This is a genomic window from Legionella sainthelensi (genome assembly GCF_900637685.1).
GTDB classification, from domain to species: Bacteria; Pseudomonadota; Gammaproteobacteria; order Legionellales; family Legionellaceae; genus Legionella; species Legionella sainthelensi.
In genome coordinates, this window is sequence record NZ_LR134388.1 from 598783 (window position 1) to 613092 (window position 14310).

Consider the following 14310-nt stretch of genomic DNA (forward strand, 5'->3'; position numbering starts at 1 on the left):
AAATATGAGTCTTGAAGATTATGATAGCGAAGCTGTCGATTGGCGCGCCCAAATTCGACGAAATAAGCACAAGACATTATTGGTGATGATGTTTTATGTTGGAATTTATTTTGTAGTTGGCTGCGTTGCTGACGTTGCTATATTACAAGCTCTTTATTTTCCTCATATTACACTTGAGCAAAGTGTTCTCGTATTGCTCCGTCTACAAGTTATTCCTTATGGCACCATTCTTATGGTTGGTTTTGCCGTAGTTTCATTAATTATTACCTATGCATTTTATGATCGGATTATGTTATTGGGCACTGATTATCGAGAAATTACCCCAGAAACAGCCAATAATTTACAAGAAAAGCAACTGTATAATGTCGTAGAAGAAATGACGATTGCAGCTGGATTAGACTACATGCCCAGTGTATATATTATTGAAGCTGATTATATGAACGCCTTTGCAAGCGGCTATAGTGAAAAATCGGCAATGGTCGCAATTACGCGAGGCTTAATGGAAAAATTGGATAGAGCAGAGATCCAAGCAGTGATGGCTCATGAGCTAAGCCATATTCGCCATCTTGATATTAGATTAACTTTAACAGTCGCTATCTTGAGTAATATTCTTTTGATGGCTGTTGATGTGTTATTTTATTCTGTCCTTTTTAGAGGTAATGATGAGCGGCGTGAAGATAATCGCTTGGTTATGGTTATTATGATTCTGCGCTATCTCGTGCCTTTAATTACAGTCGTATTGACCTTGTTTTTAAGTCGCACCCGCGAATATATGGCGGATGCTGGATGCGTGGAGTTAATGCGGAACAATGAGCCTTTGGCTCGTGCTTTACTTAAAATAAGTGTCGATCATAAACAATATGCAACGCGTTATGCAGAAGAATATGGTAATACAGCTCATGAACAAGTAAGGCATGCTTCTTATCTTTTTGACCCTTCAGATATCGATCCTGCGAAGTCGCTTAACACTGCATTTGCAACCCATCCTACAGTTGATCAGCGTTTGCGAGCATTAGGATTTAAGCGCAAACAAGAGAAATAATATTGGAAGTTTAGGCTGAACCTATAATTAAAAGTCAACTGGGTGGTCCTCGAGGATGGATAGCTACCATCCTTTACTGGAGCAAATTAGTTCATATGCTTTGACTATTTTTTGAGTTTTTTCATTAGCTATTTTAATCATTTCTTGAGGTAATCCTTGAGCAATTAATTTGTCAGGATGATTTCGGCTTAATAAGCGTCTGTAGGCACGTTTTACTTCTTGTTTGCTTGCATTAGGGGCTATTTCCAGAAGCGCATATGCATAATCCAAATTTGATTTAGTGGATTGATAATTATATCTGCTGTAGGACGAGTAGGATTCAGATGAGGAATATTGTTGTGATTGTGACTCATCATCCTTGGGTTGCTCATATGAATAACTAGTACCAAAATCTTCATAAAATCGATATTGTCTATGCAGTGGTGCAAAATCTAGTTTGGAAAAAATAACATCCAACAGTTGAATTTTTTTTGTACTAAGACCATCAGTTAGAGCTGCTCGATACTGAATGTCGAGAAATAACCTGAGTAAATCTCGATTATCTTTACAGGACTTTTTTAATTGTTCGAGAATTTCATTTAGATTAAAATCGAGTTGTTTGCCTTCATTAAATAAACGTTTTGCTACGATTTTTTGTTCCTTGCTTAAACGCATTTCTTCCATGAATTGACGTGCAACCGCTAGTTCATTTTCGGTTACGCGACCATCCGCTTTGGCTAAATGCCCCATAATGGAAAAGGTCGCTTCAAAAAAAGTCTTTTGGACGTTTTTACGCTTTTCACTGTAATAAGACCAATGAGGGTTGGAATAGTATTGGGATAAACCTCTGTCAAAAAAATTACCTATTAAAAGACCAAAGAGTGTTCCCGTAGGTCCAGCAATTAAATAGCCAAAACATGCGCCAATAATTTTCCCCCACCAGGTAGTGATGATAAAGAAGTCCCGAAAAGTCATCAGCAAGGATCCTTCAAAATTATGTCATTTTATCGCTTTATACCATATTTTAAGTATATACTGTCGCTTTTTGGGTTTGGTTTTATATGCGATTTTTTTACTCTTTTTTGATGTATCTGCTTGTCCCTTTTATTTTAATACGTTTGTGGTGGAAAGGGAAAAGCTTACCTGCTTATCGAAAACGCATAGCAGAACGTTTTTTCCTAAGTACTTATGAGTATAAACCGGTTGATGTTTGGGTGCACGCTGTTTCTTTAGGAGAAGTTATTGCCGCTACTCCTTTAATCGATGCAATGCTTGATAAAAATTGGTCTTTGTTGGTGACTACGATGACGCCAACGGGTTCTGAGCGCGTACAAGCTCGTTTTGGCAATAAGGTGATGCATCAATACCTGCCTTATGATCTTCCCGGCGCATTAAAACGCTTTTATCAACGAATTAAACCTCGAGTAGGTGTGATTATGGAGACCGAGTTATGGCCTAATTTAATTTATCAGGCGCAAACCGCTCAAATTCCATTATTACTTGCCAACGCACGCATATCGGATGATTCTTTACAAGGCTATAAGAAAATTAAATGTCTCATTAAACCTGTTTTAAATAAATTCTCTGCTATTTTGACCCAAGGAGAAGAGGATGCACGACGTTTTATTACTTTGGGAGCTCGAGAAGAAATAATACATGTATTAGGAAATATGAAGTTTGATTTACAAACGAATAGCATCGAAAGCCAACGTTTTAGTGATTTAAAAAGACACTGGGGATCGGCACGTATCGCAGTGATTGCCGCAAGTACTCATGAAAATGAAGAAGCACAGATTTTGTCTCAGTTGAAGCGCCTACAACACGCAATTCCCGATGTAATTTTATTAATTGCTCCGCGCCACCCCGAACGTTTTCAAGCTGTTTATCAATTATGCCTTCAATCTGGATTTAAAACAGGGTTGCGTTCTGACTTACACACCCTGAATCCGGAAAATGAGATTGTTGTACTCGATAGTTTAGGTGAGCTTCTAGGATTATATCAAATTAGTGATTATGCTTTTGTAGGAGGAAGCCTTGTTCCTGTTGGTGGGCATAATGTATTAGAGCCTATTGCGATGAATGTTCCAGTGTTAAGTGGGCATCAAGTCCATAATTTTAAAGCGATTTGTGATGAGTTAGAGGCGGCCGAAGGTATTTTATTAGCAGGAAGTGCAAAAGAAGTAATTGATGGCATTATTAAGTTGCATGCAAATTCCATGCTCCGACAGCAAATGATTCATAATGCTACAGCTGTTTTCGAAAAAAATAAAGGGTCGGTTGCCCGACATTTACGACAAATTGAAGAGGTCATATAGGCAAGTAACCCCCCGTTTTCACGGAGGGGTGATGTACGCGTGTTGGCGTCTACATATGCCTAATTCGTTAATTAAAAAAAGCAGAATAGCTCTCTTTTTCTTAGGTAAGAAAGTAGCTATTAAGAGCCTTGATTTTGTTTTTCTTTAATCTCTGACAAAGTTTTGCAGTCAATACATAAGGTTGCAGTAGGTCTTGCTTCCAAACGTTTGAGGCCAATTTCAATACCACATGCTTCACAATAACCAAAATCTTCATTTCTTAATCGTTCTAATGCATCTTCAATTTTTTTGATAAGTTTACGTTCGCGGTCACGTGTGCGTAATTCGATGCTAAACTCTTCTTCTTGGCTTGCCCTGTCTGATGGGTCGGGAAAATTAGCAGCTTCGTCCTTCATATGGGTCACAGTACGATCCACTTCTTCCATTAATGATTGACGCCAAGCTAGCAATATTTTTTCAATATGTGCCAACTGCTTTTCATTCATATATTCTTCCCCCGCAGTTTCCTGATAGGGGGTAATTCCCATGCTACCTATTGCGTCGCTTTTCACGTTGTATTGTCTCTCATTATTTTTATCAATTAATTGTTCGGTCATTTTTAGTCTCCCTCCCCAGCGTTTAACCTGGGACTACAGAAAGGAAAGGGTTTAGGTATACCAAAAAACTATTGTATCATCAATAATATTATCGCCAGCCCCCGCTTACTCTGTCATGACCCTGGATGTCTTGCCAACATCTTATACTTTTATACCTTAATCTATTAAGTATAGCTTGTACTTTAAATTTTTGATCAAATCCATGTTCAAGCAAAAGTATACCTTGAGGCAAAAGATATTCATAACCGCGTTCAATGATACATTGTAGATCAGCTAAGCCTTCTTGACTACTCACTAGTGCATTTCGTGGCTCAAAACGTAGATCACCTTGTTGCAAATGAGGATCGTCCTCTGCGATATAGGGTGGATTGGCTACAATAGCATGGTATTGATGCTGCGGAATTCCACTAAACCAGTTAGATAGAAAAAAATTTATATTTTCTATTTTGTTGTTTTGAGCGTTTTCTTTTGCAACTTTTAGTGCATCTTCGCTAATGTCGCACGCAACAATTCGCCAGTTTGGTCTTTCTTTGGCCAGAGCTAAGGCTATAGCCCCACTGCCAGTACCTAGCTCAAGAATATGAGTATCAGGCTGATCAGGGATAAATTCTAAGGCTAATGCCACAAGTAGTTCTGTTTCATGGCGTGGAATTAAAGTATGTTCATTGACCTTTAAATCAAGGGACCAAAATTCACGTTGGCCCATGAGATAAGCAATGGGTATTCCTTGAGCTCTTTGAGCCATTAAATGTTCAAATGCAGCTAATTGTTTGGGCGTAAGCAATGCTTCAGGATGAGCAAAGAGATAGGCTCTGGTTTTATCTAAAACATAGCCTAATAAAATTTCTGCTTCTCTCTCTGGATTTTGTTTCAGAACTCTATCAATGCTAATCATTTCGTCCTAGTTCTGCCAGTAACTCAGCATGATATTCACGCTTTAAGGGTTCAATCACTAAAGAAAGCTTACCTTCCATTACATCGTTTAATTGATAGATTGTTAAATTAATTCGATGATCCGTTAAACGACCTTGGGGATAGTTATAGGTACGAATTCTCTCAGAACGATCACCTGTTCCCACCAGTGATTTACGGGTTTGTGCTTGCTCTTTCTTCTGTTTACTTTGTTCTGCATCCAACAAGCGTGTTTTAAGTAAGGACATCGCTTTAGAACGATTTTTATGTTGAGAACGCTCATCTTGACATTCCACCACGACACCCGTAGGTATATGGGTAATGCGAATAGCAGAGTCTGTTTTATTGACGTGCTGTCCACCAGCTCCCGAGGAGCGGTAGGTGTCTATACGTAGATCATCTGGGTTAATTTGAATGTCATCAATTTCGTCAACCTCAGGTAAGATGGCCACAGTACAGGCCGAGGTATGTACACGCCCTTGGGATTCAGTTTCAGGAACACGTTGTACACGATGAGCTCCAGATTCAAATTTGAGTTGTGAATAAACAGCGTTACCACTAATACGCGTGATGATCTCTTTATATCCTCCATGTTCACCATGACTTGCACTAATTAATTCCTGTTGCCAGCCTTGCTCTTCTGCATAACGAATATACATACGGTAAAGATCACCAGCAAAAATCGCTGCTTCATCGCCACCAGTTCCTGCCCTGATTTCGAGATAAATATTGCGTTCATCATCAGGATCTTTGGGAATCAAATGCCATTGTAGCTGTTCATCGAGCTCTTCTACTTCATTTTTGGCGCTTGCTAACTCCTCGTCAGCCATGGCTGCTAACTCTTTATCTTCTCCAACAAGTAACTCCTCTAAAGAAGACACATTATTTTTTGCTTCGATATATGTTTCATAACAAGTCGCTATAGGCTCTAATTGTGCGTATTCTTTTGACAAAGTTTTAAATTGATTTTGATCAGCAATAACGGATGCTTCAGATAGTAAGCGTCCCACTTCCTGATAACGCTCCAGCATTTGCTGCAGTTTTAGTTCAAGAGATTTCTTCATAAGATGATTGACGTGTTGTAGTAGTAAAAAGATATTGTGCTAAGGTAAATAAATCTTCTCGGCCGTCTTTGGCTATTTGTCTTAAGCCGGCTGTGGGATTATGGGTAAGCTTATTCACCAGCCGTTCGCTAAACTCATTTAAAACAAGCTGCTGACATTGGCCTGCAGAAAGCTTTTTTAAAGCACGTTGCAATTCTTTTTGTGCCAAATCAGACATTTGGTTACGATAATCACAAATAACCTTTTTGGCTTTAAGAGAACGGTGTTTGCGAATGTAATTTTTCAGTTCTTCATCAACTAATTGCTCTGCATGAAATGCAGCAAGGCGTCTTTCTTCGATGCCTTTTTCTATCATCGCTTGTAAATCGTCAATATTGTAGAGGTGTACTTGTGCGATTTCTTTGACATCGGCCTCAATATCTCGAGGAACTGCTAAATCTAAAAAGAACATGGGGGCATGATTTCTTTGATCTAATGCTTGCATTACCAAATCTTTATTAATAAATGGAATGGGGCAAGTTGTTGCAGAAACAATAACATCAGCTTGAGACAGATGTTGAGCGATATCGCTGATAGGAATTGTTTTTCCATTAAAGGTTTTAGCAAGCTTCTCAGCATTTTCTTGGGTTCTGCTTGCTACCATGAAATGATTCACACCTTGTTGGTGTAAATACTTTGCTACTAAAGAAGCAGTTTCGCCTGAACCTATCAAAAAGACATTGAGGGATTTGTAGTTTGTAAAGAGCTGACCAATAAGTTGAACCGCAGCATAAGCTACTGAAACAGGATTGGTACCTATGCCACTTCGAGTGCGTACACGTTTTGATGCACTAAAAATATATTCAAAAATCGGGCGCAGTTCTGTTTTTATGGTGCCCAGATTACACGCATGTTGATAAGCTTGTTTCATTTGACCAAGAATTTGTGGCTCTCCAATCATCATCGAGTCCAAACCGCTAGCGACTCGTAACGTATGCTTTATCCCTTCATGGCCTTTATATAAGTATAAAAAAGGAGACAACGATTCATACGATAAGTGATGTTCTTGGGCGAGCCAATGTGTAAGAGCCTGCGGGTCGTGTGTATCACAATAAATTTCTGTGCGATTACAAGTAGATAAAATAGCAGCTTCATTGACCCCTGAGAGAGTGAATAAGCTGTTGAGCAACGAATCTTGGGCAGCCGGAGTCATGGCGACTTTTTCACGCACGTTTATTGGAGCAGTTTTATGATTGAGTCCGCAAGCAACAAACACCATAAGATTATGAATTAGTGAATTTGAAATTATTGAGTTAATCGGTGAATTGTAAACGATTACCTGTTAAATTTGTAGTGTACCCGGGGCATATTTATTGGAATTGTTGCTGCGGAGCTTATTTACTTACCATTAACGCGCTTTTCTAAACGCTATTGTGAGGAACTAAATTGCTTCGTCAACATACCTGCTAATACATTTTTGTTCTGTGCTCTGTTTCTTGCCGCACTTCGCCTTCAGTAGTGCTTAGATAACGCATTAAAAGATTCGAAAATATCTTCTTGTAAAATTAAAGTACATTGTTGTTTTGCCGCTAACAATAGTAGAGGGTTTTTGTTCAAATGCCCAAGTTGACGAGGGGAATGAATCATGGACATAATCTTACAAGGCGAGCATAGTGGTGAAGAAGCGACACAAAGCCTGGCACGTGTATTAGAATTATTTAAGGAGCGTTATCAAATCGCCGGATTTCGTGAAATTCATTTAACAGTAACTTTGCTTGATGAGCAAGGGGATGACGTGGAATTAATTGATAGTGAATCAAATCAGGCGTATCGAATTTTTGAAGTTTATCGTCAAGGATATGAACTGAGTTCGAGTAAAGGAAAAAAAGTTCCAGTACTGCAATTAGTTGTAGATAACACACGTTCACGATAAAGGAGTGACCTATGCTTTTGGCAATTATCGCCATAATACTCACATTAATCCTTGTAGTAGGGATACATGAGGGTGGGCATGCAATATTAGCTCGTTTTTTTCAAGTAAAAATTAAAAAAATCTCCATAGGATTTGGTAAGCCATTATTGCGTTGGCGAGGCAAAAGCGGCTGTGAATGGGTATGGGCATTTTTTCCTTTGGGAGGGTATGTCCAATTAGAGAACACTCGAATTAGTCCCGTAAAGCCAGCAAAATACCCGGGATGTTTTGATAAGAAGCCAGTTTGGCAGCGTATTCTGATTTTGTTAGCAGGAGCAGTTGCCAATCTCATCACTGCGTGGTTTGCCTTTGTTATCGTATTTTCTTTGGGTCTTAGCTACCATGTCCCTGAAATCAAAGGAGTGCAGCCTAACAGCACGGCCGCTCAAGCAGGCATGCTTTCAGGGGATAAGTTTGTATCTATTGGTGAGCATGCCACCCCAACTTGGAGTGATGTGGGCATGCAGTTAGTGATTCTTTGGGGGAAAAAAGATATTCCTGTAGTGCTTAATCGCAGCGATGGCAAACAGACCACGGCAATGCTTGATTTAAGCCATGTACAATTTCGTGGAGCAAGATTATCTTTATTAGCGCAATTAGGTATTGAGCCCAATTTAGCTGCCGCTCAAAGTGAATTACGTGCTTCATCATTTGTTGATGCACTCTATCAGGCTAATGCCACGATGATGCATATGATTTATTTTTTTCTAATGGTATTAAAACAGTTATTTTCAGGAGTAATCCCTTTTTCGGCACTGCTAGGTCCTATAGGCATTTTTGCTGCTTCAGTGGCCTCGCTGACCCAGGGAATAGTGGTTTTTATGTTTTTTATCGCAACGTTAAGCCTTGCCGTTGCGGTGATAAACTTATTTCCAATTCCAGGTTTAGATGGAGGATCTATAGTTTATGCTCTAATTGAAAAAATCCGCGGCAAACCCGTATCCGTGGCGATGGAGCTTTTATTGCATAGACTGGTGTTTATTATATTTTGCGTGGTATTAGTTCATTTATTAATGAATGATTTGCAAAGACTTTAAGTTAATTAAAAAATTTAAGTCTTCACTGTTTTTCTATGGTGCGCGCGCAACACCAAACATCCACTTGCTTTACTCCGGATTTCTTTAAGGTGCGTGCCAGTTCATTTGCGGTATTACCGGTGGTAAGAAGATCATCGATAATGGCGACATGCTGATAAGGAAGTTTTTGGGTTATAAAGGCAGAGCGTAAATTTTTTCTCCTTTGTTTTTCATCCAGACCTGCTTGAGGTTTTGTGTTGAGCGTTTTTTGGCAACTGAATAAATTACAAGGGAGCTGTAATTTTTTAGCTAAAGAACGAGCTAAGACGGCGGCTTGGTTAAATCCACGTTGTTTGATTCGTTGTGAATGCATGGGGACAGGGATCAAACACTGAGGCATATCTGCTTGGTTTGATAGTGATTTAAAAATTAAATAGCTTAAAAAAGATGTAAGATATAGCCCCTCATGATATTTGAATTGATGTAAAAGGCTTCGCAGTGGCTCTTCAAAAGTATACTTTATGAATGCTCTATCAAAAGAGGGTGGTTTTTTAATACAATTTCCGCAGACGAGAAAATGGGTGTCAGGTAAGGGATAAGCACAATAGCGACAACCAGGGCCTAGCAAAGGCATGAGTTCAAGGCAATGTGAACACACGGCCATTTTGTTGTTGTGGTATTGATTACATAAGATACATATTGAGTATATACGTAAACTTTGTGCTAAACTCCATATTTTTTGACGCACGAGTAAGTTGGATTCCTTTAATCTTTCCTGGTTCTATAATGGCTGTTATCTATGAAATTAGCAAGGCATTTAATCGACATGCCGCCGAATATGAAGTTGCTGCTAAAGTACAGCAAGAAATAGGGGGGCGTCTATTAGAGCGCTTGCATTATTTAAGCATGAAACCGCAACGCATTTTGGATTTAGGCTGCGGCCCAGGTTTCTTTTCTCAAGAATTAGCGCGGATGTATCCCAAAGCCCAAGTTGTAGGTTTGGATTTAGCCCAGATCATGTTATTACAGGCACGAAAAAGACAAGGTTGGCGGCGTCGCTGGTCTTTAGTCGCAGCAGACATGGAACGTATGCCTTTTGCCGATGGGGCGTTTGATTTGGTTTTTGCCAATCAAGTGATTCATTGGGGGGGGCATTTAACTTCGGTCTTTCGTGAATTAAATCGAATCATCAAGCCCAATGGATGTTTGATGTTTACTACCTTAGGGCCTGACACGTTTCAGGAATTAAAAGCCGCTTGGTTTGGCGTGAACCATTACGCACACGTTAATGAATTTGCTGACATGCATGATGTAGGGGACTGGTTAATGTCGGAACATTTCTTAGATCCAGTTATCGATATGGAATTGTTGGCGGTGCATTATGAAAGTTTGCCTAAATTGTTACAGTCTTTGAAGGCTCAAGGAGTCAAAAACATTAATCCCAAAAGAAACCAAGGATTAACTGGAAAAACAGCTTGGCAACAATTTAAACAAAACTATACCGCAATGCAAACCGACAACGGAAAATACCCTCTGACTTATGAAGTAGTTTACGGACATGCCTGGAAGGGGGAGCAAAGGAAAACAGAGTTCGGAATAGAAACAATGGTGCCAGTATCCCAAATAGTGAAGCTTAAAAGTTAGCCTCATGCTGCAGTTGGTCTGCTTTTGGTTTTATTAAATTACCTAGAGCATCATCCATTAAGTTCGAGACAAGGCGCAAATAAGTGGGTGAGGTAGGATACAAAAATACATGACTGAGCCTAATGAGCTTGCAACCAGGGCTATGTATCCTCTACTGCTAAATGGATTAAAACAGTAGAGGCAATCTTACTTATTCAATTTAGGCATAAGAATATCTTCAATTTCAGGATGTTTTTCATACCGTTCAGGGGGATTTTTTAGCTTCTCTTCTAAGTGTGATTTAGAGAGAGAACCTTTACCTTTTTCAGTTCTTAATTTTATCATTTCAGCTAATAACGGGTAATCCTCATTTTCGTTATCCTGAATATGCCCAGAAAGCCATTCTGGCGATCGAGCATCGTCTTCTGCCCTGTCAACAAGCTGGTCCCAACAATTAAATGGATATTTTGTTGTTGAATCTTCATGACCTAAAAGTTTAAAAATATGATTACAAATATCTTTTATCTCCATATTATCAAGAAAAGTCGGATCTTCTTGTTGTTTTAATATAATTAAACACCATTGGATAGCATGAGTAAATTCGCCATGAGGTTTACCACGAAGGCTACTGTCTTTGAGCATAAATCCTGAAGAGGTTAAAAACATAAAATCCTCTTTGCTCAATCCTTTATCGCCAATTGTTTGGATCATTCCCTCTCTAAATCCGGCACTGGTTAGTAGTTCTTGAATCAGTGTTCGTAATTGCTTCGTTGCTTTTTTACCTACTTTTAAGTTGCTATTTTCTAACTTGGTTGCGAGTAGATCATTTAAACGAATAAGCTGTTGGTCTACAGCGTCTTTATCCATGAGAAAATTTTCTATTTTTACGCAATTTTTTATAAATGGTTCATTGTTTAATAAGTCGCCTTTAAGTGATTTTTTCAACTCTTCTTCAATCGGATCGGTTTTTTTTTGCGGGTTAGATGTGTCGTTTTTAAAGAACATATGAGCTCCTTTATATGCTTTATTGCTCAATTAATACACATTTAAGTATAGTAGTTTTTACAGAGAAAAGAGGATAAAAGGTGTCAATTTTCCTAGGTAACACCTGATGACCATAAGCAATTTAAAGAGGTTAAAATCGATTACTACGTTCTTGCAATTCTTTAGTTAAATCAATTAATAAGAGTGCTTTTTGACCAAATATTTGTAATGCATCGAGAGCAATTTGATAATGTTTGCTGATTTCCAGCTCTAATTTATCTTTGGTATATAAAGTAGCAAAAGTAGTTTTTTGGTTCGCCAAATCAGAAGAACGTCCTTTACCCAAAAATTCAGCTGGAGCATGGTAGTCTAAATAATCATCTTGCATTTGAAAGACAAGACCAATGTGGTTCGCATAAGTTCGCAAAGCTGATTGATACGCTTCAGGGGTTGATTGTATTCTCAAAACCATTTCGATGCATGCAAGGATAAGTCGTCCAGTTTTAAGATGGTGGATTTCTTTGAGTCGCTCGTCATCAACAGACGATTTTGCTAATTCAGATAAATCGAGGCTCTGCCCGCTTACCATCCCGCTGATACCAGTTGCTTGAACAAGCTCGCGAGTTATGGATATGACGCGCTCAGGTTGCACCAAGTGGGGAAGATAAGTTAAAAGCACATCAATAGCTAATGCTTGCATGCCATCCCCAGCCAAAATCGCAGTAGCCTCATCAAATGCTTTATGACAACTTGGTCTTCCGCGGCGTAAATCATCATTATCCATTGCAGGAAGGTCATCATGAATTAAAGAGTAGCAATGGGTTAATTCTACTGCAGCAGCAATAGCATCGAGAATATTTAGATCCAGATCAAGCAGGCTTCCAGTAAGATAAACTAAAATTGGCCTGATTCTTTTTCCACCAGGGAAAAGAGAGTAGTCTATTGCAGAGCGTATGATCACCGCAGGAACAGATGAATGGGCAATGACCTGCTTCAGAAATGCTTCATGTCGATTTATATAATTGCTAATCACTTAATTGTTCGTCCGAGCTTGGTTCAGCAGAAGTTAATAGTTCTATTTTTTGTTCGGCTTTTAGCAATGCATCTTGACAATGTCGTGCTAGGTTTATTCCTTTTTCAAATTGTTTGAGGGAATCTTCTAAAGAGAGTTCACCCTTTTCTAATTGCCTGACAATTTCTTCCAATTCCGTGATTGATTGTTCAAAATGGAAGCCTTTGCTCATAGAATTTATCCTGAGTGTGCAAAATGTAATGATTATACTGGGTTGCTCTGAGGATTCAACTTAAAAATTCAGTTGTACTTAAAGCAAATAGACTGTGAAACTTAAGACATAGATCATAACGCCTCCATAGCGTAAATCGTGTATAGTAGCTATCAACCAATATAACGGAATCAAGATGAAAGCAAAAACCCAATTTGTATGCAATCAATGCGCAGCACTTTTTAAACAATGGGCTGGGCAATGTACCCACTGTGGCGCATGGAATTCGATTGCAGAAGAAGGCGTTATAGCTGCAGGACGCAATATTCGTAGCGGATCTTGGGTCAATCAGCGTTCAGTAGTCACTGCTGTTGAAGATGTGGTTATGGATAAAGAAGTACGTATGGATTGTGGTTTATCAGAGTTAAATCGGGTACTCGGAGGAGGTTTGGTTTATGGTTCAGTAGTTCTTATTGGAGGTGATCCTGGCATAGGTAAGTCTACTTTATTATTACAAACACTCGCCAATCTTTCTCTCCAAGAAACGGTACTTTATGTAACGGGTGAAGAATCGTTGCAGCAAGTCGCTATGCGAGCCAAACGTTTAGGATTACCGTTAGAGGGACTAAAGCTTCTAGCAGAGACACAAGTTGAATCAATTATTGCCCAAGCGCAAAAAGAAAAGCCTAAGATTATTGTGATTGATTCGGTGCAGACTATTTTTACAGAAACTATAAGTTCTGCCCCAGGCGGGGTTAGTCAAGTTAGAGAATCGGCAGCACAGTTAGTCCGTTTTGCCAAAATGACCCAAACAGCCGTGTTTTTAGTGGGGCATGTAACCAAAGAAGGTGCGTTGGCAGGACCGCGAGTTTTAGAACATATGGTTGATAGTGTTTTATATTTTGAAGGACAAAATGACAGTCGTTTTCGAGTCATTCGCACTATTAAAAACCGATTTGGTGCAGTGAATGAATTGGGTGTATTTGCCATGACGGATAAAGGTTTAAAAGAGGTGGCTAATCCCTCCGCAATTTTTTTATCGCGTCAACCAGAACCTACTTCCGGAAGCGCAGTAATGGTGACCTGGGAGGGATCACGACCCATGCTCGTTGAAGTACAAGCATTGGTTGATGAAGCACACGGACAGCAATCCAAACGCGTTACAGTGGGTCTTGAATCTAATCGCTTGGCTATATTACTTGCTGTGTTACACCGGCACGGGGGAATTGCAACCTATGATCAAGATATATTTATTAATGTAGTAGGTGGTGTAAAGGTAACAGAAACAGGCTCAGACTTGGCTTTATTAGCAGCAGTGGTTTCTAGTTTGCGTAATCGAGTATTTGATCGCGAAACCATTATTTTTGGTGAAGTGGGATTAGCGGGGGAAATCAGACCGGTACAAAGCGGGCAGGAGCGTCTAAAAGAGGCAGCAAAACATGGTTTTAAACGCGCAATAATTCCTTTTGCTAATGCACCTAAGCAGAATAACTCCTCTATGACTATAGAACCTGTGAAATACCTGCATGAAGTTTTAGAAAAAATGTAGGGTCCGATTAAAATTCTACGGTCTTGGTAAATACCTCACCCTCTTGGCAAGCAGGG

The 14310-nt window shown here is 39.3% G+C and carries 15 protein-coding genes; 6 read left to right on the top strand and 9 right to left on the bottom strand.

What is annotated here, in order from left to right; genetic code table 11:
* Nucleotides 1–4: 4 nt before the first annotated feature.
* Nucleotides 5–1042, top strand: a complete 1038-nt coding sequence (gene htpX / locus EL220_RS02660) for a zinc metalloprotease HtpX (RefSeq protein ID WP_027270746.1) — start codon at nt 5–7, stop codon at nt 1040–1042.
* A 63-nt stretch (nt 1043–1105) separates the two neighbouring features.
* Here htpX and djlA read toward each other — a convergent pair whose 3' ends face one another.
* Nucleotides 1106–1996 carry a co-chaperone DjlA gene (djlA, locus tag EL220_RS02665; protein WP_027270747.1) on the bottom strand — a complete coding sequence of 297 codons (891 nt, stop codon included), beginning with the start codon at nt 1994–1996 and terminating at the stop codon, nt 1106–1108.
* Between the two features lie 86 nt (nt 1997–2082).
* On the opposite strand from djlA, the gene waaA reads away from it, so the two are divergent.
* The gene (gene waaA, locus EL220_RS02670) at nt 2083–3336 is read left to right on the top strand and encodes a lipid IV(A) 3-deoxy-D-manno-octulosonic acid transferase (RefSeq protein ID WP_027270748.1); all 1254 of its coding nucleotides are present in this window, start codon (nt 2083–2085) and stop codon (nt 3334–3336) included.
* 119 nt (nt 3337–3455) lie between these two features.
* On the opposite strand, the gene dksA is transcribed toward waaA, so the two are convergent.
* The 4 genes from dksA to hemA all read right to left on the bottom strand — a co-directional run bounded on the left by dksA (nt 3456) and on the right by hemA (nt 7166).
* The gene (dksA, locus tag EL220_RS02675) at nt 3456–3932 is read right to left on the bottom strand and encodes an RNA polymerase-binding protein DksA (protein WP_027270749.1); all 477 of its coding nucleotides are present in this window, start codon (nt 3930–3932) and stop codon (nt 3456–3458) included.
* Between the two features lie 88 nt (nt 3933–4020).
* A complete protein-coding gene (prmC, locus tag EL220_RS02680) occupies nt 4021–4827 on the bottom strand; it encodes a peptide chain release factor N(5)-glutamine methyltransferase (RefSeq protein ID WP_027270750.1) in 807 nt (268 codons plus the stop codon).
* Nucleotides 4820–5908, bottom strand: a complete 1089-nt coding sequence (gene prfA / locus EL220_RS02685) for a peptide chain release factor 1 (RefSeq protein WP_027270751.1) — start codon at nt 5906–5908, stop codon at nt 4820–4822. Before prfA ends, prmC begins: the two co-directional genes overlap by 8 nt.
* Nucleotides 5892–7166 carry a glutamyl-tRNA reductase gene (gene hemA, locus EL220_RS02690; protein ID WP_027270752.1) on the bottom strand — a complete coding sequence of 425 codons (1275 nt, stop codon included), beginning with the start codon at nt 7164–7166 and terminating at the stop codon, nt 5892–5894. The genes prfA and hemA overlap by 17 nt, the downstream gene beginning before the upstream one ends.
* Nucleotides 7167–7532: 366 nt before the next feature.
* Between hemA and EL220_RS02695 the strand changes: the two genes are divergently transcribed.
* Together EL220_RS02695 and EL220_RS02700 are read left to right on the top strand one after the other, a co-directional pair.
* Nucleotides 7533–7820 carry a hypothetical protein gene (locus EL220_RS02695; RefSeq protein WP_027270753.1) on the top strand — a complete coding sequence of 96 codons (288 nt, stop codon included), beginning with the start codon at nt 7533–7535 and terminating at the stop codon, nt 7818–7820.
* An 11-nt stretch (nt 7821–7831) separates the two neighbouring features.
* Complete coding sequence (locus EL220_RS02700) at nt 7832–8896, top strand: M50 family metallopeptidase (protein WP_027270754.1); 1065 nt, start codon at nt 7832–7834, stop codon at nt 8894–8896.
* A 22-nt stretch (nt 8897–8918) separates the two neighbouring features.
* Here EL220_RS02700 and EL220_RS02705 read toward each other — a convergent pair whose 3' ends face one another.
* Nucleotides 8919–9623: a ComF family protein gene (locus EL220_RS02705; RefSeq protein ID WP_414092931.1), complete on the bottom strand. Its 705-nt coding sequence runs from the start codon at nt 9621–9623 to the stop codon at nt 8919–8921.
* Between the two features lie 38 nt (nt 9624–9661).
* Here EL220_RS02705 and bioC point away from each other — a divergent pair, with 38 nt between their 5' ends.
* Nucleotides 9662–10519: a malonyl-ACP O-methyltransferase BioC gene (gene bioC / locus EL220_RS02710; RefSeq protein ID WP_027270756.1), complete on the top strand. Its 858-nt coding sequence runs from the start codon at nt 9662–9664 to the stop codon at nt 10517–10519.
* 186 nt (nt 10520–10705) lie between these two features.
* On the opposite strand, the gene EL220_RS02715 is transcribed toward bioC, so the two are convergent.
* The 3 genes from EL220_RS02715 to EL220_RS02725 all read right to left on the bottom strand — a co-directional run bounded on the left by EL220_RS02715 (nt 10706) and on the right by EL220_RS02725 (nt 12726).
* Nucleotides 10706–11503: a LirA/MavJ family T4SS effector gene (locus tag EL220_RS02715; protein ID WP_035905958.1), complete on the bottom strand. Its 798-nt coding sequence runs from the start codon at nt 11501–11503 to the stop codon at nt 10706–10708.
* A gap of 130 nt (nt 11504–11633) precedes the next feature.
* A complete protein-coding gene (locus EL220_RS02720) occupies nt 11634–12515 on the bottom strand; it encodes a polyprenyl synthetase family protein (protein ID WP_027270758.1) in 882 nt (293 codons plus the stop codon).
* Nucleotides 12508–12726, bottom strand: coding sequence for an exodeoxyribonuclease VII small subunit (locus EL220_RS02725; protein ID WP_027270759.1), 219 nt, complete (start codon nt 12724–12726; stop codon nt 12508–12510). Before EL220_RS02725 ends, EL220_RS02720 begins: the two co-directional genes overlap by 8 nt.
* Nucleotides 12727–12901: 175 nt before the next feature.
* Between EL220_RS02725 and radA the strand changes: the two genes are divergently transcribed.
* Entirely contained in the window at nt 12902–14254 is a 1353-nt protein-coding gene (gene radA / locus EL220_RS02730; protein WP_027270760.1) for a DNA repair protein RadA, read from the top strand.
* Nucleotides 14255–14310: the final 56 nt, after the last annotated feature.